13 protein-coding genes are annotated in these 25636 nt (G+C 65.2%); 9 read left to right on the plus strand and 4 right to left on the minus strand.

Annotated features, from left to right (window positions below):
• The first annotated feature begins 9 nt into the window (after positions 1–9).
• The gene (locus ACM6LR_RS38245; protein ID WP_414939584.1) at positions 10–396 is read left to right on the plus strand and encodes a cupin; all 387 of its coding nucleotides are present in this window, start codon (positions 10–12) and stop codon (positions 394–396) included.
• Here the strand turns inward: ACM6LR_RS38245 and ACM6LR_RS38250 are convergent.
• Genes ACM6LR_RS38250 through ACM6LR_RS38265 form a run of 4 tightly spaced genes read right to left on the minus strand, consistent with a single transcriptional unit; the run spans position 393 to position 8378 of the window.
• A complete protein-coding gene (locus tag ACM6LR_RS38250) occupies positions 393–1610 on the minus strand; it encodes a TIGR02679 family protein (RefSeq protein ID WP_414945532.1) in 1218 nt (405 codons plus the stop codon). The genes ACM6LR_RS38245 and ACM6LR_RS38250 overlap by 4 nt on opposite strands.
• A complete protein-coding gene (locus ACM6LR_RS38255; protein ID WP_414945533.1) occupies positions 1610–5647 on the minus strand; it encodes a TIGR02680 family protein in 4038 nt (1345 codons plus the stop codon). Before ACM6LR_RS38255 ends, ACM6LR_RS38250 begins: the two co-directional genes overlap by 1 nt.
• Positions 5644–6837 carry a TIGR02678 family protein gene (locus ACM6LR_RS38260; protein WP_414939587.1) on the minus strand — a complete coding sequence of 398 codons (1194 nt, stop codon included), beginning with the start codon at positions 6835–6837 and terminating at the stop codon, positions 5644–5646. Before ACM6LR_RS38260 ends, ACM6LR_RS38255 begins: the two co-directional genes overlap by 4 nt.
• Entirely contained in the window at positions 6834–8378 is a 1545-nt protein-coding gene (locus ACM6LR_RS38265) for a TIGR02677 family protein (RefSeq protein ID WP_414945534.1), read from the minus strand. Before ACM6LR_RS38265 ends, ACM6LR_RS38260 begins: the two co-directional genes overlap by 4 nt.
• A 113-nt stretch (positions 8379–8491) precedes the next feature.
• Between ACM6LR_RS38265 and ACM6LR_RS38270 the strand changes: the two genes are divergently transcribed.
• From ACM6LR_RS38270 to drmC, 8 genes are all read left to right on the plus strand, one after another.
• Positions 8492–8788 carry a hypothetical protein gene (locus ACM6LR_RS38270; protein ID WP_414945535.1) on the plus strand — a complete coding sequence of 99 codons (297 nt, stop codon included), beginning with the start codon at positions 8492–8494 and terminating at the stop codon, positions 8786–8788.
• Complete coding sequence (locus ACM6LR_RS38275) at positions 8788–9966, plus strand: DUF6973 domain-containing protein (RefSeq protein ID WP_414945536.1); 1179 nt, start codon at positions 8788–8790, stop codon at positions 9964–9966. The genes ACM6LR_RS38270 and ACM6LR_RS38275 overlap by 1 nt, the downstream gene beginning before the upstream one ends.
• 2 nt (positions 9967–9968) lie before the next feature.
• Complete coding sequence (locus ACM6LR_RS38280) at positions 9969–10415, plus strand: hypothetical protein (RefSeq protein WP_414945537.1); 447 nt, start codon at positions 9969–9971, stop codon at positions 10413–10415.
• A 1300-nt stretch (positions 10416–11715) separates the two neighbouring features.
• The gene (drmD, locus tag ACM6LR_RS38285; RefSeq protein WP_414945538.1) at positions 11716–14901 is read left to right on the plus strand and encodes a DISARM system SNF2-like helicase DrmD; all 3186 of its coding nucleotides are present in this window, start codon (positions 11716–11718) and stop codon (positions 14899–14901) included.
• A complete protein-coding gene (locus tag ACM6LR_RS38290) occupies positions 14898–18890 on the plus strand; it encodes an Eco57I restriction-modification methylase domain-containing protein (RefSeq protein WP_414945539.1) in 3993 nt (1330 codons plus the stop codon). The genes drmD and ACM6LR_RS38290 overlap by 4 nt, the downstream gene beginning before the upstream one ends.
• 290 nt (positions 18891–19180) lie before the next feature.
• Positions 19181–22834 (plus strand): DISARM system helicase DrmA, encoded by a 3654-nt coding sequence (gene drmA / locus ACM6LR_RS38295; RefSeq protein WP_414945540.1) that lies wholly within the window; start codon positions 19181–19183, stop codon positions 22832–22834.
• The gene (gene drmB / locus ACM6LR_RS38300; protein WP_414945541.1) at positions 22831–24900 is read left to right on the plus strand and encodes a DrmB family protein; all 2070 of its coding nucleotides are present in this window, start codon (positions 22831–22833) and stop codon (positions 24898–24900) included. The genes drmA and drmB overlap by 4 nt, the downstream gene beginning before the upstream one ends.
• Positions 24901–25608 (plus strand): DISARM system phospholipase D-like protein DrmC, encoded by a 708-nt coding sequence (gene drmC, locus ACM6LR_RS38305; protein ID WP_414945542.1) that lies wholly within the window; start codon positions 24901–24903, stop codon positions 25606–25608.
• The last annotated feature ends 28 nt before the right edge of the window (positions 25609–25636 follow it).

Genomic DNA, 25636 nt, shown 5'->3' on the forward strand with positions numbered 1-25636 from the left:
GAGGCTTGGATGTCCGTCGAACACTTCATGAGCGCTGACGCTTCGACCTGGTTCCAGCGGCTTGACCAGCAGATCTTTCTCGCCGACGTCCTCTCTGAGGACAGCGGCGCGGCGATGTCCGTCGGATTCGGGCGCTACCGGAAGGGGGAGAAGAACCCGTGGAAGATGACCTACGACGAGGCCCTCGTCATCACCTCCGGAGTCTTCACCGTCGAGGACCCCTCCGGATCGGTGACGGCTCGGGCGGGTGAGGTGATCTACCTGCGGGCGGGGACCGAGGTCGTCTACGCGGCCGAGGAGGACACGGAACTGGTCTACGTCACCTATCCGCACTGGCTGGCGGCTACCGAAGCCTCCGTCGAAGCTCATCGCCTCGGCGACTTCCACGAGGCCTAGCGAAGATCGTCCAGCAAGGCAGGGAGAACCAGTTCCTCTTCGATGCGCACCCCGCGTCGCTCGAGGGCAGGGCGTAGTCCCGGATCCCAGGAGGCGTCCGCCGGCCTGCCTGCCAGCGGACCGCCGGTCACGCTCGTCGCGGAGTACGCGGAAGCGTCGAAACGCCAGGGTTCCCAAGGAATCCGGTCCCGCAGGGTGTTGCCGATCCGGATGCCGCCCCAGTCGAAATCGCCGTGATACCTGAACCGGGCACCGTCGGTCGCCAGCAGATCGAGTAGCCGCCACACCGCGGCCGACGGCTGGCCATTGACACAGACGAGGGGAGGGCATCCGGGACCCAGCTCATCGGCCGCGGAGGCGAGAACGATCGGGTTCTCGCAAACCGACACGATCCCGGCTTCGACGCCGAGCCGCGCGGCGTTCAATTGGCGAAGCGTCAAGACGCAAGGTTCACCGGCGTCCTTGGCCAACGCAAGTATGCGGCCGGTCACCGTGGTGGTGCTGCCCGGCAAACCGAGGCACAACACGGACGAGGACAGCTCGTCGCGGTGGACGCCGACCGCCGCCCAGGAAGTACGGCGTTCGCCTGCTGTTCCGTCCCCCGCCGGTGGGATGCCACGGAGGACTCTCGCCGCTGAGAGGACAATTGTCGCCAGGGGACGCCCGTCATCCAGGCCGTGCGCGTCGCCCGTGGTTTCCGCCGCGAGCCGACCCAGTGCGATGCCCTCGGAAGGCAACTCGGCGAGAACACGGACCGCCGTGGTGATCAACGTCGAAGCGATCCCCGGATCGGAAGTCAGCCTCCGGACCAGGCCGGTGGCGTCCAACCAGCCGCGCCAGGTCACCAGAGCCGGATGTCGTGCGACCAGCTCGTCCAAGGGCACGTACGCCGCTGCCCAAGCCGCGGCTTCCTGCACCCGGTCGGGCACGGCTCCGATCAGCAGCCTCGCGGCATCGGCGAGCCCGTCCGGCGCCGAACCGCTGCGACGGAGCACCGCGTCGACCTCGTCGAAAGAAACGCTCAGGGAAGTGCCGGTACCGGCCCGGCGACCAAGCAACCGTTCGATGGCCCTGCGCTGGTCAGGCGTAGCCGAGCCGAGGGTGACGATTCCGCTCAACGGCTTCCCGTTGAGCATCCGCCGCCGCAAGCGGTCGAGCAGCCACGTCGTCTCTTCGCCGCCCAAGAGCCTGCGAAGGCGGTCCAGATCGGCCATCAGGCACTCGGGACGTAGGGAATCGGTCGTTGCTCCTGGACACGCTCACGGCCGTTCCACCGCCAGGGCGTCACCAGCACGGCGTCGATCCCGTCGCGCCGGGCGAGTTGTGCGATGGCCAGACCGGGCACCTGCGGGTAGCAACCCCATTCGCGTTCGCTGGTCATGACGACATCGAGATCGAACGCGGCGAGCAGCCCGAGGCACTTGGCCCGTGAGTCGTCGTCGACGCCGGCGAACGCTTCGTCGAGCGCGACAAGACGTGGCGTGTGGGGATTGGCCGAAGACGAGTAGAACGAGGACGCCGCGGCGAAGAGCGGGACCGACGCGGCCAGCACCCGCTCGCCGCCGGAAGCCGGGCCGGTCGCCGACCGCCATTGTCCGTCCTGGTAACGCTGGATCGCGAATTCGTGCCAGGTCCGATAGTCCAGTGCCCTGGTCAGCTGTTCGACCCAGCCGCCCGCCGTGTCTTCGGCGTGCTCGCGATTGATCTGTTCCTGCAGGAATCCGCCGACGGCGGTCCGGTCTTCCACACTCCAGGCGTCGGCTGTCTGCCGTAACAACCGGTCTCGCACCCTGTCGAGGCCGTCGGGCGCCGTCCGCGAAGTACGCCACTGCAGCCGCAGGCGCATCCCGGTCGACGTCGGCCTGGCCTCCAGATCGGTATTGATGGACCGGACCTGATCCTCGGCGTTGCCGATCAGTTCTTGCAGCGTGCCCGCCACTTCGTTGATGAGGTGGTTCTCGAGGATTTCGCGTTCCTTCGCCGAAAGCAGGTTCGCCCGCTGCTCGTTCTCCACCTCCAAAGCGGCCACCAGCGTGGGAATGTCCTGGGTGCGCCCTTGGAACAGCACGTCGACGACGATGATCCCGTTTCGTACGGTCATGCCGACCGAATGGCCGTGCCTCGACAGCGCGTCGGTCAGCAGCTTGTGTTCGGCCGAAACCCGCTGCTGCACCAACTCCCAAGGCCGGTCCGCGTCGTCCACGCCGTCCAGCGCGGCGTTGACGGTCCGCGCGAGGGTGACAGCCGGGTTCGGCGCCCACTCCTTCTCAGGATCGGGAAATTCCAAATCGGGAATAGCTGTTGTCAGCAGCCCCGTCGTCGCGAAAGCCCGCAGCTCACTGATGGCCTGGTCACGTTCCGCCACGGCGATCGAAATCGAACCCCGAAGCGTTTCTCGCCGCCCGTTGGCCGTACCCCGCTCTTCGCGTACGACCTGTTCGTCTCTTCGCACCTGCTTTTCGCGGGCGTCTCGCTCATCCAGGTCCGTAGCGACCGCGTTGAGCTTCCGATAGAGCTCATCGACTCCCGCCCCCGCGGTCTCGACCAGGACGCGGTGGCGTTCCGCCACGATTTCGGCTTCGGCGCGGGCTTCGACGGCCGATTCCCGCGCTTCGCCGTGGTGTTCGGCAGCGGCCAGCAGTTCGTCTTCGGCCTTGGCCGATTCCGCCATCGCCCGAGCCAATGCCCGCGTCGCCGGCCAAAGCCCGGCCAAGGCGACGCGGTAGTCACCGACGGCTTGACGAACCCGAGCGAGTTCCTCGGGGTCGGTCGGCAGACGTACGTCACCGGCGAATTCGATGACCTGTCCGCGAGTCCGCTCTGCTTCCTCGGCGCGGTCCTCGGAAGCCGCGACAGCTTCGCCGAGACGGACGTCGATCCGGCGTTTCGCGTCGTGTTCGCCGGCGAGCTTGACATGAGCGTCGCGAAGATCGGTGTCCGTCGGCTGAGCACGGTGTTCCGCGGTGAGGGTGGCTCGGTAGGCGGCGAGGCCGTCCTCGACGTCCGCCAATTCGGCGAGGCGCCGATCCAGCAGGAGACCCTCTTCCCGCAGCCGCCGAACGCGTTCCCTGCGCGCGGCTTCGCGCGCGCCCTCGCCCAGATAACCGGCCGTGTCCTTGTGCCACGACCCGCTCAACACGCCGATGGCGAACCTGCCGTCCGCCGCGACCCAGGTCTCCGCGCCGGGTCCGAGACCGATCGCGCGCAACACGGATCCGACCACGTCGTCAGCCAGGGCCGAGGCCTGGGGGTCGGCCCGGTCCACCGCCGGTGCGAGGACGGCAGTGAGGCCGCCCGCCGGTGCGGCGGCGCCGGGCTTGACGACCACGTCACCGGTCTGTGTGCTGTGCAGTTCGCCGTCCGGCGTCACCCAAGCGTCCAGAATCCCCGCGGCCTCCAAAGCCGCTTCGAGACCGGCTCTGTGCTCCGCGGTGACGCCGGGGACGAAGTCCACGACCTTCCACAGTGGAGCGCCAGGACGACCCGTTCGAGCAGCTTCGTCGCGGGTGTAAGGCCTTGGTGGAGCGTCGTGCCCGCCGGCCTCGAGCCGGGCGATCTCATCGAAGATCGCTCGCCGTTCGTTCACCGCCGCTGTTCGTTCGGCGTCGAGAGCGGCTCGTCTGCGCCCGAGTTCGGCGGTCGCCCGCAGCACGGCCTCCTCCACGGCCGATGCCGCGGGATTGGCACCGGCGAGAGTCTCGGTCCACGCGTCCAGCGAGTCGAGCAATTCGTCCACATCGGACAGTTTGAGCTGCTCCGTGCCTGCCAAGTACGAGCGATAAGAGGCGACGAGCGCCGCACCATGCCCGACGATGGCCTCATCGGCCACGGTGATCCGCTCGAAGGCGTCCTGCTGCTCGGCGGTGATCCGGTCCACGCTTTCGCGTGCCGAACGCAACGCGGCTTCGGCCTGTGTCACGGCGTTGAGGAACCGTTGCAGCTGTTCGACCGCTTTGGTCTGCCGTTCGACGAGCGCCTGCCCGGCTCGCTCATCTTGCTCGGCGATGACAGCGGCATGTCCCTCGGCCAAATACGCGGCGTCGGCGGCCTCTCTCGCGATGCCCTTGGCCTGCCCCAAGATTTCCGCGTCGGCATCGGTCGTCCGCCGTGCCGTTTCGGCTTGCTCTTCCCGGCGTCGCAGGTTGCCGACGGCCGCCGCCAGATCGCGTTCCCGCGAAAGGGCGAATTCGCTGAGCCTGTCGGCTTCTTCGCCCACCTGCTTCAGTGCCTCGGCGTCCCGCATTTCCGGACTGCTCTGCAGCGCGGCACGGCGAGCCTCCAGCTGGGTTTTCGCCGCCGCCAGCTCATCGAGCAGTCGTTGGGTCCCTTCGAGCGCCAGCGTCGCGTTCTCGTAAGCGGCCTCGGCTTCACCCAGCTCACGCCCGAGCTGTTCGTACCTGCTGTGAGTGTGGCGAACCGGAGCCGCCCGGCGTTTGGCCGCGATCCGGGAATAGCGCCGGTAATGGGTGAGGAACTGGTCCGCCGCCGTCTTCGCTTCGGCGAGGGCGCGTAAGGTCTCCCGCTCCTCGTCGAGCCCACGGAAAGCTTCCGCGACCGTGGTCACCAGGGCCGGGTCGAGTGGCGGAAGTGCCTCGGTGAGCGCACGGGACAGCAGTTTCTCGTCCGGTTTCTTCGACAGCTGCGGTTGTCGAAGCTGGATCAGCAGATTGACGAGGGCTTCGTAGCGGTGGATCCCCAGCCCGAACAGTGCTTCGTCCACCGCACGCCGGTATTCCGACGCGGTGTCGTAGACCAAGCCATGTCCGTCTATGGCGTCCTTGAGCTTTTCCCTGGTCAACGCCACCCTGGTCGGGCTCACCAGGGAGAGGTCACGGCCTACGCGTTGATCGGTGACGAAGAACCAATGCCTGGCGATCCCGCGTCCGGCGACGGCCTTGAGCCCGCAGCCGATCGTGCGGTATTCGGCGCTTCCGTCGGGAAGGGCACGGCCGAATTCCAGCCAGGTATAGCCGAGGCGTTCGTTGTGCGGATGTTTCCCGCCGAGCAGCAGGTTCCATTCCATGCGTTTGTTGCGGTCGCCGTCCGGCTCCACCCGGTGCGCCGACAGTTCGCCGTCGAGCAGGAACGGCAGGGTGAGCGCGAGCACCTTGGACTTGCCGGTTCCGTTGTTGCCGCGCAACAGCAAACGGCCGTCATGGAAATGGAACTCTTCGATGTCGTAGTAGAACAGGTCGACCAGACCGGCACGAAGCGGTTGCCAGCGGGCCCTGTCCGGGACGGGCGAAGTCATTTCCCGGTCTTCCTCTCCCGAATGGTGGGCGCGTCGAGCCGATAGCGGCCGATCGCGGGCAGCGCACGCACCATCGGAGGATCCCCTACGGAATCCTCCACGAGACGCAAGGCACGCAGCTTGTGCAACGCGATGGCGAGGAGTTCCTCGTCAGCGCCTTCTTCGGTGACTCCGCGACGCCAGTAGGAGGCGTGCTCGCGGGCGATTTTCCTGACATATGCCAGTAGTCGCTCGATCGGCACCGGTCCGTTCCGCGCCGCGAGGTACTCGGCGACGAGCAAGGTGGCGTGACCATCGGTGCGCTGCTCCGGCATGCGCACGTCGGTCAGCTCGTCGTCGGGGTCGACCATCGCGACGCCCTCCGCGCGGACTTCGGCGACCAGCCCGGTGGCGTCCTCGATCCGGCGAGTAATCGCATGCCGCTGGCCGACCAGGTACGCGCGTTCGTCGTCGGCCAGCTCGTCGTAGTAGACCACTGGATCGTCGAGCAGGCGGCGGGTGAGCCGGTGACGCAAGGCTCGATTGCGCAGGTCGTCGGTGTCGGCGACCGGTTCGTGGGCGAGTTCTGCGAGCCTGGTTTCGAGGTCGGCGGCCTTGATCGTCGAAGGACCGCGACCACTGGTCAGCAGCGAGGCCAGCACTCGGCGCTGTACGTCGTACAGGACGTCTCCGTTGTCGCTCAGATAGGAGTCTTCCTCACCGGCGACCCGCTCGAGGACACCCCAGGTGAGCAGCAGTCGGACCGCGGCGACGAGATCCGAACGTTCGTCGCGCCTGCTCAGCGTGAACGACACACCGGCATCGACGAGTTCGGGTTCACCCGCGGCGGCGAGCACGCCTTCGGCGAGACGCCCGAGAGTGATCTGCGCGTCGGCTCGCTCCAAAACGGCCAACGCCAGGCAAAGCAGGACGTATCTGCGGCGACCGAACGGTGGTTTGCCCTTACCGTCCCTCGCTGGATGGGTCGGGTCGGTCAACGTCGGCGCGGTTTTGAACAAGCGCGCGGATTCCGCGCCGACCAGCAGCCGCCAGCCCGTCTCCGTGGCCAGCCAATCACGCAGATCCGCCGCATGGCGCCGGACCAACCGCAGTACTTCGCCGTCCGCCCCCGCGGTCAGCAACGGCTTGGCGAGTAGCGCCCGCAGGGCTTTCCGTTGCTGAGCGACGGTTTCCTCGACGAGCACGGTCACGCGATCGCCTCCACCCGGCCGTTTCCGATCAGGTCGAAGATCTCGATCAGGTGCTCCGGCCCCTGGAGAACCCCGTCCTCGGTGTCGATGTGCACTGTTCCGCCACCTCGCACGAGGGTCAGGCGAACCTCCATCGTGCCGTCGCTGGTGGTGGTCCGGACTTCGTGCTCGCCAGGGGCACGGGCCGAAAGAGCGTCGCCGAGAAGCCCGAGGAAAAGCCGGAACGCCCGCGCGTCGAGTTCGCCCAGCGCCGACAGCCGCGTCGGCCCCGGCGTCGCCAGCCGCTCACGCGCCGCGGCGACCTGCTCGGCCTCCAAAGCCGCCTGCTCGGCCAGAATCCGTCGCTGCTCCGCGCGGTCCGAGACCCGGTTGGGCTGACCGCGCCGCTCGTAGGATCCCGTTCGGCGCAACTGCGGGCTGATGTGCACCCCGGCCGCTTGCCGCCACGGCGTACTCGGCGCGGGCTGCTCTTCCTCCCACGCGGCAACGGTTTCGTGGTCGACTGTGAGGTGCCGCGCCGAGCTGAGCCCGAACGCCGTCCGCCACAGCCGATGCGCCGCGTTGTCGTCCGGGGCCTGGGCGAACCACCGCGCCAGCGTCCGGAAATCCGCCGAGCGATCGGAGCGCCCGGAACGGCGTTCGTTGAGCGCGGCCACCGTGTCGATGAGCTGGGTGATCGCCGTGACCGCGGCTCCGCGTAGAAGCCGCGCCTGCGACTGACGGCGGGAGTCGGCCGAGACGAACCAGTCATGCAGCCCACGCCACCGGTTTCGCCAAGTGTCGTAACAGCTTTCGATGGCGGCCGCGTTCTCGTGATCGTCCGGCGCGACATCGGCCGCTTCGCGTCGCGCGGCCACCATGAGCAGCTCTCGCACCCCGGCCTCTTCGATCTTGCCCAGCAGGTTGGCGATCTCCGCACCCCGGTTGGCGAGGTCGGCGATGAACCGGTTGACGTAGTCGATCAGCCGCTGCTTGTAGGCGACGAACGCCTCCACGTCCCCGTCGGCGAAATCGATGACGCGGCGCAGCGACGCCATGAACGCCTGCGCGTTGTCGGCCAGGCCGGTGAACCGCTCGGCGAGCGCGAGCAACAGCAGATGCACCTTCGCCGGGTCGAGCTCCCGCGCCCCCGCCAGCTCCACGAGCGCCCGCAGCTGCGCGGCGATGTCCTCCAGCGCCACCGACTGCAGCGAACCCCGGCGGCCCAACGCCTGGTCATAAACCGCGAGTGCCTCTTCAGCGGCCTGGCCCGCCGCAGTGAGCTGGTACAGATACCGCGCGCGGTGGAAGTCCGCGACACTGGTCACCCGGCTCGTGTCCGGATCGGCCCGCAAGTTGCCCCAGTCGACGAGCTTGTCCAGCGCGTCCGCGACCTGCTCGACCTCACCCGGCCTGCCCAGATCCGCCGCGACGTCCTCCGGACGCATGTGAACGATGAACCGGTCCCTCGCCCGCGCGAACGTCAGCAGGACGTCGCGATAAAGCGCCGCGTTCGGCGCACTCAGGTGCGCGAACGGCTGTGGCTTCTGGTCGGCGGTCACGATCCCATTATGGGGAGGGCACCGACAGTCTTGGCGCTGCCCCTCCGGACGCCTGGTCAGCACGGGTTGAACCCCCCAAACAGGACAAGTAGCCTCAAGCAGGGGAGGGATAGATGACGGGGTTCGACGTTGATCCGAAAACCCTGCGCGCCGCGGCCGAACAGGCGAAGCGAGCCGCGGGAATCGTGCGTGAGCTGGATCTGAAGAGGGTGACTGCGCTTTCTGGCGCATTGACCGGTACTGAGTCCGCAAAGACCGCTGCTGAGCTCGGCCCGCATTGGGAGAGCTCCATCGACGTCTGGGCGAAGGGTGTGGATTCCTACGTGGCATCGCTGACCACTGCCGCGACTGCGTACCGGGCTCGAGATGGCGCCAGTGAGCAGGGAATCGATGGGGCTGGCGGTAATTGATGGTCACCTGGGCCGATGTCAGCCAATGGAAGGCTGACGGGATAGGACAGATCGGTGATCATTTGGCAGCGCAGAACCGGCAGGTGCTCGGCTTACAAGACGAGATCGACGGCGCCAAGCCTTCCGGATGGGCCGGGGAAGCAGCGGACGCGGCGGCTGAGAGTCTTCGTGCCCGATGCCAGGAACTCGAGGATCTCGCCTCGCGATTGTCCGCGGCCGTGAAGATCATCGATGACACTGAGCAGGCTGTGCGCGATTTGGTGCGTAGTCTCGAGACGACCGAGGACTTCGCCGCCAAGAACGGTTTCCGGATCGACAATGGCAAAGTCGTCGAGACTGAAAACGCCACTGGGTTTCTCTCCAGCGTGCTCTTGCAGGTCGAGGTGGAAGCCATCTTGGCTCGAGCCGGTGAGATCGACACCGAATTGAACTCCGTGCTCAAGCGAATCTTGGCAGGCGAGATCGGTGACGCCGGTGCGACAACACTGGCCGCGGCCGCCGCGGCAGGCGAAGACCGCATCGCGGACGAACAGCGGCACCGTGATCTTCTCTCGAAGTACCAGGTCAAGACGGACGGCACGACAGTGTGGCCGAGCGGTCTGACCGGCTGGATCGCGGAACAGGCGGGTTTCAAGAAGGAGAAGGTCACCCAGGCCGAGGCCAAGTTGCTCGACGATCTGCAAATGCGCAAAGGATTGCTCGGGCTCAAGGAATTCGCGGAAATCCGGCAAGACGCCTTACATGTCGCGGAGGGTAAGTTCGAGGGTAAGGGTTTGACCGACGGACACGCCGACGCTTTTCGCCATGCTTACTGGAACGCGATGATGACACAGCGGTACGGAGAGGAATGGGCCCGCGACTTCGCCACGGCGCACGAGCGGAACCCGACCAGCCACCACGTCCCGGTGGCCATGGACCTGCACAACAACGAAGTCGGCCGCTCGATCGCCAAAGCCAACCCCGACGCCAGCCCCGAGCAGCTGGCGACCCTGGTCGAACAAGCGGTCAAGGACGGCAAAATGGTGGTCATCGACAAGAACGACACAGTGGTATCTTCCAACGATCCGCCTCCCGGTGAGACCCGCGAAACCAAGAACAAGCCCTGGCCCACGGACAATCCAGGGCGCAACGACGACCACGACCCCGGCGAACCGTCGGCGACTCCGGACCAATACTGACCATGCGATTGACAGCGATCCTGCTCACCCTCCTCGCCTTCATGGCGGGCTGCGGCACGGGCACCCCGGGAGCGACAGTGGAATTCGACGAAGGCCTGGAGAAGACAATCGGCGAGCTCGCCAGGTCAGGCGGCTCGCGGCCGCTCAAGGAACTGGCGCCCGGCGACTGGACGTCGGTGCAGGTCCTCACCGGCCCCGCTTCCGGCGCGCGGATCGAGCGGGAAATCGGCAGGCCGGTCACGGTCGAGGGTGATGGCACCCATGGCGGCGATTACGTCCAGGACGGCAATCTGCTGGTGTTCGACCGTGACGGCGGCACCACGCGGATGGTCAGTCTCGGTAATCTCGCCGCCCTCGGTGAGGGCAAGTACCGTGCCGACGTGGTCCTGCAGGCGCGGGGTGGCGCCATCACGATGACGGACCCGGACGGACGTCCCGCGGGCCGCTGATCGGGTAGGTCATGGTTTGGGAAACCAGCCGCGACGTCTGTCGACGCATTGAGAACGGTGTTGTCGAGGGCGCTGTTCTGGTCTCCGCCTCTCTCCCCCCGGCCACCATGCAGGAGTCGAAGTTGTGCCCAGTGGAGTGTGTATCGGCCAGGGTTCGCGCCGTGTCAGCCAGTGGTGTTATGTCGCCGTTCCATGTTTTTTCGATTCGTTCGGCGGCCGTCGTATCGGCGCGGTCGCGAAAGGAAACCCGGCAACCGAGACGGATACCGCACGACAATGCATACCGAACGTGTCATGGTGGCGGGAGACTCCGCGGTCAGTGCCCAGCTCGACGTTCAAGTCAGTCAGCTTTTCGCTGCGGTCGCGGTCCCCCGCTCGGCAGGGCCGACCGGCTACGTACTTCGTATGCAGGGCTAGTCGGCTTGTCGTGATGGTCTGGCGGACGTCCGAGGACGTGGCATGAGCTGACGTCGGGCTGGGCGGAGAGGTGAGATAACTGAACGTAGAAACTGATCCGCCACATCAAGTAGCGAGTTGTTCAATGCTTGGGCGCAGATGGGCGAAGTGATGTCGCGCCCACTATCGGTGTTGATTTGCGATCGTATCGGCACACTGAGGGGAAAGTTATGGTGATGTCTCGGCTGTGGGATGCGCCGTGCTCGACGAGTCGTTCGGCACTTCGACACACTCGGCCAGCGGCCGCCGCGCACACCAGCCAATCATGGGGGCACACGATTATGACGTCGTGACGCTCGCACTGGCAGTCATCGACGCGGTTATCGCCAGACAGGCTTTCGACAACGAGGTCACATATGACGAGATTGTCGCTGGCTCGGCGCGAACTCTCATCCGGACCGTTCACCGACATGCCCGGTGTGGTCGCGCGGCATGTCGTCGACGCGCTGGATCGGCCGGAACGTGAAGCGCCGTGCAGCCGTCAGATTTCGATCTTCGACCTTGACACCGACGGATCTGTTCGGCATCGACTGACTCCGGCTGAGTTCCGGCTACCGACTGAACAAGGTGCTTGGCAAGGCGGCGACCTACCAACGGTGTGCCGTGGTGTCGTAGCAGAGCCTGGAGGCCAACGAGGTCATCTGCGGGGAATGCCACCCGACAGGCTTCAGCAGTCATGCCGCTGGTCGTGCCAGAGGCCAGAGGGCTTTGACCACGTCCAGGCGGAATTCGCAGCCGCGGTAGGAAGCCCGGCAGATCCGGCCACTCAGCGGGCGACGTGTTGGAGGCGGCTGGTCAGGGTGTCGGGTCCGGGAGGTCGGTCTTCATCGATAGAGTCGGGTTTGTGACAGCTGAGGAAGGCCGTGGAGTTGTGACGGCAGTGCCCGAGCCGGGCCAGATCGTCAATGTACGGGGCGCCAACTGGGCAGTGACCGGTGTGCAACAGCAGAGCTTGCCGCGTAGCGCGCAGGATGACGCGGTGCAGCAGTTGCAGCACGCCGTGAGTCTCCAGTCGGTCGAGGACGATCGCCTCGGGGCCGAGCTTCGGGTCGTCTGGGAGCTCGAGCCTGGCCGTAGCCTGACGCCACCCCAAAATCTCCCTACTGACATCGACGCTGAGCGGTTCGACCACCCCGTCCGATTGGCAGCATTCGTCGACGCGCTCCGGTGGGGTGCGGTGACCAGTGCGGATGACAATACGCTCCAAGCCCCGTTCCGTTCCGGCGCGAAGATCGAGCACTACCAGCTCGAGCCGCTTGTGCGCGCGATCCGTGCTCCACGAGTCAACCTTCTCCTGGCCGACGATGTCGGCCTCGGCAAGACCATCGAGGCGGGCCTGGTCATGCAGGAGCTCTTCCTGCGGCATCGTGCCCGCACTGCGATCGTGGTCTGCCTGGCCGGTCTGACCTTCAAATGGCAGAAAGAGATGGCCGAGAAGTTCGGCCTCGACTTCACCATCATCAACTCCGACACGATGCGTGAGGTCCGTCGCAGCCACGGTGTCCACGCGAATCCGTTCACACTCTTCCCACGCATCATCGTCTCGATGTCCTGGCTCCCAGGTGCGCGGGCTCAGCGCCAGCTCCGCGACGCCTTCCACACCTACGAGCGCGGCGCCTCCCGGTTCGCCTACGATGTCCTCGTCGTCGACGAGGCCCACCACGTTGCCCCGAGCGCGCCCATGCGGCGCGACAAGGTCGGTCGCGCCCGGGGATATGCCGTCGACTCCCAGCGCACCATCGCAGTCCGCGACCTAGCCGAACGGAGCGAGCACCGCCTCTTCCTTTCGGCTACGCCCCACAACGGCTACACCGAGTCCTTCACCGCGCTGCTGGAAATGATCGATCCGCAGCGCTTTGTCCGGGGCACCACACTTGACGAGAAGGTACTTGAAGAGGTCGCCGTACGTCGCCTCAAGCGAGACATCAAAGGACGCTTCGTCCAGCGTGAGGTCGCGGCACTGCTCTATGAACCAGCCAGAAGTGAGTCCGAGGCGTACGAACGTCTCCTGACGTTCACCAAGCGTCGAGACAAGGCTGTCGCCGACACCAGCAGAAGCCGCACCGCTAAGGACATAGCGACGCTGCTGCTGAAAAAGAGGTTCTTCTCCTCGCCAGTCGCCTTTGCCAGGACTCTCGATGTTTATCGACAGACCCGCACCGGCGGCCTGCCGGACGACTTCGACCGACTTTATGACGAGATCGTCGGCCTTGATGCTGACGAGACCGAGGAGGGCAGGGTCGAACAACCGGAAACGCAGACACTGCAAAAGACCAAGAACGCCCTGCCGCCGCTCACCGACGAGGACAAGCAGGACCTCGAATGGCTGAGTACTTGGGGCCACAAGTACGACGCCAGTCCCGATGCCCGACTCGAGTCGCTACTCACCTACCTCGTATCGGTCTGTCGGCCGGATGGCGAGTGGACCAACGAGCGCGTAGTGGTTTTCACCGAGTACGTCGACACACTCGACTGGATACGCGACATCCTTCGTCAGAAGGGCTGGGAAGCTAGCCGGATCGACGTCATCGCCGGCAGCACGGACGCTGAGCAGCGCGAGCTGATCCGTGAGCGCTTCAACGAAGACCCGGCCAAAGAGTGCATCCGCATCCTGCTCGCCACGGACGCAGCCGGAGAGGGTATCGACCTGCAGAACCACTGCCACCGGTTGGTCAACTTCGACATCCCGTTCAATCCCAATCGGCTCGAACAGCGGATCGGCCGCATCGACCGCTACGGCCAGAACATCGCGCCGGAGATTCGTCATTTCCGGCCCGTCGTAGCCGATGGTGACTTGGCAGCGGATGTCGACCTCCTCGCAAGGGTGGCCACCAAGGTCTCGCAGATCATGAAGGACCTCGGCTCGGCCAACGAGATCATCGCACCGGACATCCAGCGCCAGCTCGGTGGTGTCGAGGTGATCCCGAAGAAGGCGAAAGCTGAAACGGACCCGATGGGTGCCATGCTCGCCGGGGGCCGGGGGATGGGTGCCGAACTCACGAAGCTCGCCGACGAGCTCAACTCCAGTCGCGACTCTCTCCACCTGCGCCCGGCGAATTTGCAGCGCGTCGTCGAGACTGCCTTCGAGCTCGATCGCATGCCGCCGCTGGAGGAGGTCGGTTCGGGCCACACCGACGTGCCGGTTTTCCGACTTCCATCACTCGATCAGTCCTGGGACCAGGTCACCCGCCGACTGAGTACGCGGCTCGATCCCGACAATCTCCGCCCGATCGCCTTCGACCCGAAAGTCCTCGCGCCTGCCGACGACGGTGGCGATCCGAACGTGGTCTACCAACACCTCGGCAGTCCACTCCTCCAACGAGCCACCAAGCGGCTTCGCGCTGCACTCTGGGGCACCGAGCGCTCCCTCGCGCGAGTGACCGCTGTGGTTGTCCCTGGCCTTGAGGAGTCCTTCGCCGCTGCGGTCACGCGCATGGTCCTGATCGGTGAGGCCGGACTCCGGCTCCACGAGGAGGTCTTCCTGGCTGGTACTCGCCTCGCCAAGCGTCAAGCAGTGGGCGAGCGGAAGGCTGAGGTGCTGCTGGAGCAGGCGCTGGATGCCGACATGCTCCAGCAGCCATCTGAGTCCGTCACCCGACAGCTCGCCGACGCATGGAACAGCGACGACGCCGACGGCCTCCGCGCTCGCGTCGTCCGTGCTGTCGAGGACCGCGTTGTACGGCGGCAGCGCGACGTCGAACAGCGGCTCGCCGAGCGCCATGAAGCCGACCGTGGCCGAGTGAAGGTGATCTTCGATCGATTCGGCCACACCCTGACTGAGGCGTTGCGCCAGGCGAAGCAGCTCGCCGACGATGACCAGCTAGTCCTCTTCGACGACGAACGCCGTCAGTCCGAACGTGATCTACGCCAGATCCGCGAACGTATCGAGGCTCTCGGAGATGAACGTGAACGCGAACTGGCTGCTGTCGACGCACGGTACGCCGACATCCGACCCCGCACGTTCCACGCCGCCGTGGTCTTCGCGCTCTCACCCGAGGACGCCAACTCCGGGGAAGTGACCATTCGATGAGCAAGCGTCGCAAGACCGATGTTGACCACTCCTGGCTCGATCAGTTCGAGACAGAAGGGCCGTTCCTGAGCCTTCCGGTGGTGAAGTCGGTCTGGCCCACCGGCGTCGACCGGCTCGGGGATATCGGCGACCGCGCCATCACATTCAAACAGACGTACGCCGACTGGTTGCGCGCCTATGACGCCCTTACTCTCGACAACCGCGACGAGTACGCCGAGATCACCCGCGCTTGGATCGACACAGTCCTCGATCAGTTGGCCGACTGGGGTGGTCTCCGCGTCCCCGCAGCAGATTTTTCATCTGACCTCGAAATTCACTCGCCGGGCGAGCAGATTCACATTCGTCCGGCCGGTGCCCTCAAAGGCCGTGACACCGACCACGTGGCCCTGCTCCGCATCGTCGAGCCGAGCGATGACCTCCGGGGGACCGGCCTCGACGGCTGGTCCGCCACCGAGATAGACCGCACGGCCACGCTCCTACGCAAGGCGGACGTGGAGATCGGCATTGTGACCGACGGCCGTTGGTGGGCCATTGTCTGGGCACACCACGACAAGCCGACCGGGTCTGCGGTCACTGACTCCGCGACGTGGGGCGAAGAGCACCTGGTCCGCGACGCCTTTCTCGCCCTGATCGACCAGCGCCGATTCCGCGCCAAGAATCCCGATGAGCGCCTTTCGAAGCTGCTCGAACGCAGTGAGCTTGAGGCTGAGGAGATCACCGAAGCCCTCGGCACCCAGGTTCGGAGGGCCGTTGAGCTCCTTGTCGGCTCCTTCTCCCGAGCTAGATTGGAGACTCGGGCGGTCGGAGAGCCTGAACCGTTACCTGAGGGGGACGACGTCTATCAGGCTGCCGTCACCGTGATGATGCGCGTGGTCTTTCTGCTCTTTGCCGAGGAGCGCGGGGTGCTCCCAGGGGAGCGGCTCTACTGGGATTCCTACGCGATCCGTGATGTCCTCGACGATCTGCAGAAGCGTGCCGCCCACGGCGAGGAGCTCCTCGACGAGACCTACGACACCTGGCACCGCTTGCTTGCTGTCAGCAACGCCCTGCACAGTGGCGTCAACCACGACGAGATGCGGATGCCCGCTTACGGTGGCAGCCTGCTCGACCCTGAGCGATTCCCCTGGCTGATGGCGACCGATGACACCGGTATACGCATCAAGGTCAGCGACCGCGTCATGCTCCACGTCTTGAAGTCGGTCCAGGAAGCGGTTGTCCGAGGCGAACGCCGCCGCATCTCTTTCCGCGATGTCGACGTTGAGCAGATCGGTTACATCTACGAAGGCCTTCTCGGCTATACCTGCACGACCGTGGAGAACGAGGTCGTCATCGGTCTCGACGGCAAGGACGGCGAAGAGCCCGAGATCGATGCAGCCACCTTGCGCGAGCTGTATGTTGCCAGTCCGGACGGCAAGTCCTTCGCCACGGCGCTCCGCGACTGGGTGAAAGACGACCAGCCGTCCGCAAAGCTGGCCACCGCGACCAAGATCGCCAAGGCTTATGACGCCGAACTCACCGACGAGCAACGTGCCGAGGCTGTCCGCCAACTCAACCCCATCGTGAGGGGTGACGAGGCTCTTCTCGGTTCCCTCGTCGACTGGAGCGCCCTGATTCGGCGTGACCTGCGCGGCATCCCGCTCGTGGTCCCAGTCGGTGGCCTGGTCGTCACCGAGACTCCGTCGCGCAAACACGCTGGCGCCCACTACACGCCACGTTCGCTGGCAGAGGAGGTTGTCCAGCACGCGTTGGAATCTCTGGTCTACGCACCAGGACCGCTGCAGGAGAATGACCGTGACAAATGGCAGTTGAAGGGGAGTGCGGCGATCCTCGATCTCAAGGTCGTCGATGTCGCGGTCGGCTCCGGCGCTTTCCTCGTCGCTGCAGCAAGGTTTCTCGCTCACCGGGTCGTCGAAGCGTGGACCGCCGAGGATGTGATCTCCAGGGAGGAGAAGACGAAGCCTGACCGGGCCTACGAACGCGCTATCCGCGAGGTCATCGCCCGCTGTCTGTACGGCGCCGACATCAACCCGATGGCCGTCGAGATGTGCAAGCTTTCCCTCTGGCTAGTTTCTCTTGATCCGACGAAGCCGTTCTCCTTTGTCGACGACAAGATCTTCTGCGGCAACTCGCTGCTCGGCATCACCGACCTTGATCAACTGAGGCGCCTGCACATCTATCCTGATGAGAAGGAGAACGATCTCATCACCGAGCTGGTCGATATCGACGCCAAGCTTGCTGAGGCGACTCGACTCCGCTTGGACCTTGCCAGCCCAGTGGTAGAGCACGACCCGATGCGTTCAAGAGCTGCTAAGGAACGGCTGCTTCGCCAGTCACAGGAAGTCACGTCCGAGCTCCGCGACATCGCCGACGGAATCATCGCCGCTGGACTACCTCACGGCGGCAAGGCCGGGAGGAAGCTCGATGATTCATACGCTGCGCTTGCGTGGGCACTGACTGCGGCCTTCCCCCGAAGCAGTGCCACCGAAGGTGCTCGCGCAAGACTTGAAGTGATCCTCGAAGAGGGACTGACGCCTACGGTTGAAACCGATTACACGCGGTGGCGACCGTTGCACTGGGTCATTGAAGCTCCTGACGTGATGTTGGATCATGGGGGCTTCGATGCAGTGCTCGGCAATCCTCCGTTCCGAGGTGGCAAGAAGATCTCCGGTGACTCAGGATCGAACTTCCGCGAGTTCCTCGTGAACGTGTTGGCGGCGGGAAGGACAGGCGAGTGTGATCTCGTCGGGTATGTGTTTCTTCGGGTTTGTCAGCTGACTGGCCGAGCGGCGTCCATCGGATTGATAGCCTCGGAATCGTTGTCGGAAGGTGAAGCGCGGAGAGTTGCTTTGGCGCCGATGCTTGCTTGTGGATGGACGATCTTTTCATCTCGAAAGCGGCGAAAATGGCCGACTGAGGCGAGCGTGCACATTTCTATTGTCTGGGCGACTCTTCAATCACTCGGGGAAGATGTGTCCTGCCGATGCGATGGAGACTGGGTTGCTCGGATCAACGAAAGTCTGGAGCAAGCGTCTCGGGTCGATGGTATCCCGCTCGGCCTCCGAGCGAACGAGACGCTCGGATTCATGGGAGCGATCCTTTCCGGCAAGGGGTTCGTTCTGGACGGAGACGAGTTTCGAAACCTGACGGAGCGTGAGCCTGCCTCGTCTGCGGTGATTCGTCCCCTCATTTCGGGCGACGTTAATGCAATGTCTGTCCCCGGGTCATCGTCATACGTTATCGACTTTGCGGACATGCGTCTGGAGACTGTGCAGGCCCACTACCCCTTCGCGCTTGCTCGCGTGCGAAAGCTGGTTAAGCCAAAACGGGATGCTGTAAAGAAGCGTCAGTACCGAGAACGGTGGTGGCAGTTCGCCGAGCGTGGGCGCGGGTTGCAGAGCGGGTTAGCGACCGTGGAGTCGGTGCTGGCGCTGGTACTCACAAGTGACACTATTATGCCACTTCGGCTTCCGTCGGACGCGGTGTTCACCAATTCCTTGGGTGTGTTCGTGTTTGAGGATTTGGCAACACTCGCCGTGCTGAGCTCGGCGTGCCACCAGAGTTGGGCGATGAGGTGGGGGTCGAGTGTTAATGGAGCCAGCAGGTACACCACTTCGGATGTGTTCGAGACTTTCCCTCGACCGACTTCGTCCAACCGCCTGGAGGTAGCCGGACAGACACTCGACATGGAGCGCAGTGCGATCATGCTGCGTCGCGAACTCGGCTTGACCAAGCTCTACGGCTTGGTCAACGACCGGGAGGTCCAAGGTGATGTGGACGTCGACCGGATGCGCGAGATCCACGTCGAAGTCGACAGGGCGACGATGGAAGCCTACGGCTGGGACGACCTCGCGCTGGATCACGGCTTCCACACCTACCGCCAGATGGAACGCTGGACCGTCTCTCCGGCAGCGAGGGTCGAGATCCTCGACCGCCTCCTGGCATTGAACCACGAACGCGCACGCGCCGAGGGGCAAGATGTGCCCGACTGAGGTCAGCTGCTTGAGGTAGAGGACTGAGGTGGTGCGGGTGCGGGTGCCGGTGGTAAGGGGTAGTGGTACCTGCATATCTGATCGGCGCTGACGAGGCAGGGAAGCTCGTCCTGTTCGCGTAGGTGTCGGTGCCCCGGTAACTGAGCCAGCGACTTTGCCGCTACCCGGTCAGCTGACGGGCCGGATTGCAGGACCGCTCGGTGACAACCCGCCCGGTGAGTGAACGGCTCGGTTTTGTGTCGGCCCGGTGTGGCAGATTGGCAGTACGTGGACAGTTGGAGGACTCATTGATGGCTGGCACTTCGTCGACCCAGGTACGAGGCGACCTGATCGAACTCATCGAGCAGGAGTTGCTCGGGCCGCGCGACGGCGCCCAGGAGGAGATCGTTGGCACGCCGCGGGCGCAGTACAACGTCGGGGCATTGGCGCCGGTCACCATCGATCCGGAGCTGGCAGAGGTCTTGACGACCTCGACCGCCGAAGACGATGCAGGGGATCCAGGGGAAACCGGGGAGGCCATCTCGGACGTCGACCGGGAGCACCTGCCGCAAAAGGGGGTGCCGGTCGACACGAACGAGGAGTCCGGAACGGCCGACGACGACGAAGATCGCGACGAAGGGCCGAAGGGGGCCCTGACTCATCCGTCGTCCATGGGGTTGCGGTTCCAGGTCCCGCGGGACTGCGGCGTGCTTGCTGTGACAGCTGTTTGGGGGAGGTACGAAGGCCGTCGGCGGGAGAACGAGGACGGGCGCAGGATCCTCTACTCCCAGCGGACGCCCTGCGAACGGTCGGCCGAGATCGACGTGCAGGATCACGGCGAGCACGTGATCCTCAAGCCGATCGAGCTCGACGATGACGTCACCCTGCGGGTCGAGCTGTTCCCGCTCACAGACCGCACCATCGTCGAGGTCGCCCTCTCCAATGACCGGGTTACCGGCATGGACGCGCCGCCGAAGGACTGGTTGTTCCAGACCAAGCTGAAGGTCGAGTCAAACAGTGGCGAGGCTGTATTCCTGCCCACGCGGGATGTCATGGAGGACGATTACGACGAGCACGATGACGAGCGCCGGCGCTTGGACCTGCAGTACCGGCATCGGCTGGAATTCGCGATCGGCCGGACCTGTTCGGCTACCTGGACCGCCGATGAACAGGTGCGGAGGGCTGTTTCGGTCGAGACCACATGGCTTCCCACCGCCGACGTGGCCCAGACCGTGCCGGGAGGTGCCGCCGACGCAATCACGGCGATGAAGGCGCTCGCGGAGCTCGAAGCCGACGGTGCCGAGGCAGCATTCGTGCCGTTGATCGACGGGTACTCCGAGTGGCTCACTGGACAACAGGCGATCGCGGACGAGCTGCCCGAGCACCTGCGGGAGACTGCTGAAGACGCGATCGGGGAAGCTGAGGTCGTCGCGGAGCGACTCCGCGAAGGTATGGAGCTCCTGAAGAGCGATCCGCAGGCGCTGCAAGCGTTCTGGTTCATGAACCGAGCCATGCGGGACCAGCGTATCCACAGTCAGGTCGCCGCCGTCCGGGCCAGCGACGAGTCCAAGAAGATCAAGGACGTCCTCGACGAACTCATCGCGCGGGAGCCTGACGAACCGTCGGTTGCATCGTGGCGACCGTTCCAGCTTGCGTTCGTGCTGCTCCAGCTGCCGGCGCTCACTGATCCGGCGCATCCCTACCGCAGCGGCGATGCGGCCAACGTCGAGCTGCTGTTCTTCCCGACCGGCGGCGGCAAGACGGAGGCCTACCTCGGGCTCGCGGCGTACAGCTTCGCGATCCGGCGGTTACAGGGCAAGGTCGAGACCGACGACGGCGTACTCGACGGTGGCGACGGCGTCGTTGTCCTCATGCGCTACACGCTGCGGCTCCTCACATCGCAGCAGTTCCAACGCGCTGCTGCGCTTGTATGCGCCGCTGAGCTGATTCGGCAGGAGGATATCGCGACCTGGGGTGAGAAGCCGTTCAGCATCGGTCTCTGGGTGGGTTCCGCCGTCAGCCCCAAGCGCTACAAGGATGCCGAACGCCAGGTCGTCGAAGCCCGCGGCGAGAACTCGTGGCGCGCACACGGCCTCACCGTGCTCCAGCTCCAGCGCTGTCCCTGGTGTGGCACCAAGATAGACCCCAAGCGCGACGTCGTCGCCGACCCCGATACCGAACGCGTGCGGGTCCACTGCGGCGATCGCAAGAGTGGCGACTGCGCGTTCTCCATCGACGGCGATGCCGACGGCGGACTTCCCATCACCACCGTCGATGACGAGATCTACCGCAACCCGCCTACTTTTCTCCTCGCCACCGTCGACAAGTTCGCTCGCCTCGCCCGCGAAGGCGAGGCGAGCAGTCTGTTCGGGTACGTCGACGAGTGGTGTCCCCGCCACGGCTACCGGCATCCCGACGCCCGCGGCGGGTGTGGGCAAGCGCAATCACACAACGCCAAGGGCAAGCTCCCGAAGGTCGTCATGCAGAAGGTCAATCGACTCCGGCCACCTGACCTGATCATCCAGGACGAGCTGCACCTCATCACGGGTGCGCTCGGCACCGCTGTCGGCACCTTCGAAAACGCCGTCGACCTGTTGTCGTCCTACTCGCGCCGAGGCATGACAATCCGCCCGCTCGTAGTTGCCTCGACCGCAACCGTCGCCAACGCCGATCGGCAGGTCGAAGCACTCTACGGTCGGGGAGTCGCCGTGTTCCCGCCCCAGGTGCTCGACGTCCGCTACACCTACTTCTCCGAGGAGAAGCCGGTCTCCGAGGGTGCCCCCGGGCGGAAGTACCTGGGCGTATGCGCCCACGGTATCCGGCTCACTCTCGCCGAGATCCGGCTCGCCGAAGTGCTGCTGCTCGCCGGGCAGAAGCTGCTGGACACTCACGGCGATGCTGCTGATCCCTACCTGACGACCGTCGGCTACTTTTCCGCTGTTCGCGAACTCGCCGGCATGCGGCGCTACCTCGACGACGACGTCACCATCCGAGTCACGGGCAACACCGAGCCCTTCCCCCGCCGCACAACCGACCGGGAAGGCCTGGAGATCGGCGAGCTGACCTCGCGCATCTCTGCTGAGGACATCTCCAAGACTCTCGACAAGCTGTCACGGCCGTTCAGTCGTCGCTGGAGCACGCAGGGCCGGGCGGAACACCGTACTGCGGTAGTCGACGCCAAGGAAGCCGGGAAGACGCCGCCGCCGTGGGGGGAGAAGCCGTACGACGTCGTCCTCGCCACATCGATGCTGCAGGTCGGTGTCGATGTGCCTCGGTTAGGTCTGATGCTCGTTGTGGGGCAGCCGAAGAACACCGCGGAATACATCCAGGCATCCTCGCGTGTCGGTCGTGACGCGAAGAAGCCCGGGCTCGTGGTGTCGCTGGCGAACTGGTCGCGACCGCGCGACATGGCGCACTTCGAGCAGTTCCGGCACTATCACGAGACCTTCTACGCCCAGGTCGAGGCACTCAGTGTCACGCCGTACTCCGACACTGCGATGGAGCGGGGCCTGATGGGGGTGCTCGTGAGCGTCGCCCGGGTCAGCCAACGATCGCTGTCGACGGAAGGTGGTGCCGGGCGGCTGCCCAGCGAGATGCAGAGGGTCCAGAACTTGGTCGAGCGGTTGGTCCACCGTGCGGGCCCGGCGGCGGATACGCCCGAGGCCGCCGACCGGATGCGACTCAAGCTACTGCAGCGACTGGACCGCTGGCACGACAAGGTAGCGGAGGTCAACGGACAGCTGTTCTACGAGCGTCCACCGCAGAACAAGGTTGGTTGGCCGCTGCTGATCAGTCCCGAAACCAAGTTGCCCAAACAGGCCGACCGAGTGTTCGTCGTCGCCAACTCCATGCGCGAGGTCCAGCCCGAGATCAACCTGCTGGTCAGCCCTAGCCCAGACCGGCTTGCCTTCAGAGAGCCGCCGGACCGGCCTGAGTGGAAGTTCCCCGGGGAGGTCTCGCAGTGACTCAGCAGGCCGCGGACGACGGGCTCGTCGTCGTACTCGAACCGGTCACCGTCGGTACCGCCGAGCTGGACCCGGGGGGCGACGTCGAGCAGAACAACCCGAAGAACCGGGCACGCGTCGGCTCGATCCGCCCCTCGGCGATGCTCTACACCAACGGCATCGGCGCCACCATCGACTTGCCACACCTCGCCGTGATGCCACACAGCCTCGAGGCCTGGGACCGGATCTACGCCCGCCGTCCGATCATCGACGTCATCCTCGAGCGGCGCCTCCTGGAACTCGTCCGCTCCCACCTCGGTGGCCAGGTCAGCGGGCTCCGCAAGCCCCCGTGGGCTCCAGAGGAGAAGGGCTATGCCGGCAGTGACGCCGTCGACCTCGGCATACCCAGTCGCATCTTCCCGCAATGGCTGCGCTGCACTGGCTGCGGACTGCTCGCGCCCGTCTCGCACGAACTGTTCGCCTATCAGAACACCAACCGCTACCGCCCTGACCAAGCGAAGTTCGTGCACAAGAAATGCAAAGGATTCCAGGGCAAGGGCGGTGGTGCTGACCAGGCCGTCGTTCCGGCGCGCTATCTGATCGCCTGTGTCGCCGGCCACCTCGACGAGTTCCCGTACGTCGCATGGGTACACCGTGGTCGCACGTGCGCGAGCGACGACGCATTTCCGCAGCTGCGTATGCGGGAGTGGAAGAGCAACATCGGTCCGGATGTCCAGCTCGTGTGCCTCTCCTGCGACTCTCGGCGCGGTATGCGGGAAGCGACCGGGCGCGCGGCGGAAGACAAGCTCCCGTATTGCCGCGGCCGCCACGCGCATCTCGATGCGTTCTATCCCTGTGAGCACCAGGGCCGCTTGATGATGCTCGGCGCGGCCAACCAGTGGTTCCCCTCCACTCTGAGCCTGCTGGCGCTGCCGCGTGAAGAAGCCGCGACGCCGGAGGAGATCGCGCAGGAGCTGCGTGCACTCCCCAGAGCCGCCTTGGACGGCCCGCAGGATGCATCGGCCGTCGGCATGTTTCGGATGGTGGCGTCGAGCATCGCGCAGACCGACGTGTTCGACGATGTACCCGACGACGTGCTGTGGCAGGCCGTGCAGCTTGCCCGGGGGGACTCGGTGCCCACCGTGGTGACGGCACCCGAGAAGCGTGCTGATCCAAGGACTGTTCTCGGTCCCGAATGGGCAGTCCTGACTGATGAACAGAAGTACACTCGACACTCTGGTATGGCCGACTTCCGTGCAGTACGGCGCGACGTCCCTTCCCTGTTGTCGGACGTTGTCGTCGAGACCGTCGCAGTCGAGAAGCTGAAGAAGGTCAATGCCTTCATCGGCTTTACCCGCATCGACGCGCTCGACCGTATGGACGACGCAGGGGAACGGGTCGCGCCGTTGACACGTAACGGCAGACCGACCTGGGTACCAGCCACCGAGGATCGGGGCGAGGGAGTGTTCCTGCGCTTCAACGAATCCGTGATCGCTCCATGGGAAGAATCGGTCGAGAACCTGGAGGTGTGGCGCCGGTTCAAGGCGGCGCACCGCATCAATTTCAAGCGCCGCACCAGCAGGACGGCGGACGACCTCGACCCCGACGATAGGTTCCCGTCCCCGCGCTACTGGGCGATTCATACGTTCTCGCATTTGTTGATCCGCGAGGCGGCCATGTCGAGTGGCTACGGGTCGGCGAGCCTCACGGAACGGATCTATGCGTGGAAGGGTGACGACGAGCACCTGCCGGCTGCGGGGTTGCTGATCAGCACGACAGCGTCCGACAGCGAGGGAACGCTCGGGGGACTCGTGGAGCTCGCCAAGCCGGACAAGCTTGAAGACTTGGCCAGGAAGGCGCTCCGTCGGGGACTGCGCTGTTCCTCGGACCCGATCTGCGGTCACCGAGTGCCAGAGGGAAAGGAGGAGTTCCTCCACGGAGCCGCCTGCCACTTCTGCCTCTTCCTCAGCGAGACAAGCTGTGAGCGGGCCAATCGGTTCCTCGACCGGCGCATGTTGCTCGGGCTCGTGGACGATCCGAAGGTCAAGACCACCGGACTGCTCGAGAGCCTGGTCGAGGTGCGCTGAGTGTCTGCGATCGCGCGGCTGGGGGAGCTACTCACATCAGAAGAAGCAGGGCGCATCGCCGCCGATCTCCGGCAGCGTCGCCGTCCGAACCTCGCGGCGAAGAAGGCGTACCGCGTCAATCAGGTCGAAGTGAAGATGCTGTTGCGGGAGCTCGTGGGTAGCGATGCAGACGTCGACTGCGCTGTCGCAGCGCTCGAAGGAATAGCGGCGGTGCCGCGGGTCGCGCGTCCAGACATCGTTTGGACGAACCCACGCGACGTGCCTGGTGCCGAAGGGCGGACGACCAAGGCTGCCCTCGACCTCATCAACCGGGCGGAAGGTTCGGTGTATGCCGCGACATATTCGGCCAGCTGGGGTTCACCGCACCTGATCGCGCTGCGAAACGCGCTCAAGCGCGGTGTGGACGTAACGGTCGTGGTCGACACCGCCCGACGCCGTGACACTGCGGAGATGGTCGCCGGTATGCTTGCTGGGGCGCGGACCTGGACTCTTGAGCGACCCGCAGACGACATCTACGCCGTCCAACACGCTAAATTGATCACCGTCGATGACCGCGAAGCCTTGGTCACCAGCGCAAACTTCTCCAAGGCCGCTGCGGAACGCAGCCTCGAGTGCGGTTTGCTGAGCACTGATATCGCGATCTCGACAGGCCTGCGCGAGCGCCTGGAGCTGCTGTATCAGTACGGCGTGCTGGTCGATCTGGGCTGACAGCGATGAGGGGTGGGGATGGCGAGAC

Origin of the sequence: Amycolatopsis sp. cmx-11-32, from assembly GCF_047608695.1 — a bacterium.
Lineage (GTDB): Bacteria > Actinomycetota > Actinomycetes > Mycobacteriales > Pseudonocardiaceae > Amycolatopsis.

Bases quoted from the DNA above. Each gene is read 5' to 3' on its own strand.
- ACM6LR_RS38245 (WP_414939584.1), top strand. From the start codon at position 10: ATGTCCGTCGAACACTTCATGAGCGCTGACGCTTCGACCTGGTTCCAG.
- ACM6LR_RS38250 (WP_414945532.1), bottom strand. From the start codon at position 1,610: ATGGCCGATCTGGACCGCCTTCGCAGGCTCTTGGGCGGCGAAGAGACG.
- ACM6LR_RS38255 (WP_414945533.1), bottom strand. From the start codon at position 5,647: ATGACTTCGCCCGTCCCGGACAGGGCCCGCTGGCAACCGCTTCGTGCC.
- ACM6LR_RS38270 (WP_414945535.1), top strand. From the start codon at position 8,492: ATGACGGGGTTCGACGTTGATCCGAAAACCCTGCGCGCCGCGGCCGAA.
- ACM6LR_RS38275 (WP_414945536.1), top strand. From the start codon at position 8,788: ATGGTCACCTGGGCCGATGTCAGCCAATGGAAGGCTGACGGGATAGGA.
- ACM6LR_RS38280 (WP_414945537.1), top strand. From the start codon at position 9,969: ATGCGATTGACAGCGATCCTGCTCACCCTCCTCGCCTTCATGGCGGGC.
- ACM6LR_RS38290 (WP_414945539.1), top strand. From the start codon at position 14,898: ATGAGCAAGCGTCGCAAGACCGATGTTGACCACTCCTGGCTCGATCAG.
- drmA (WP_414945540.1), top strand. From the start codon at position 19,181: ATGGCTGGCACTTCGTCGACCCAGGTACGAGGCGACCTGATCGAACTC.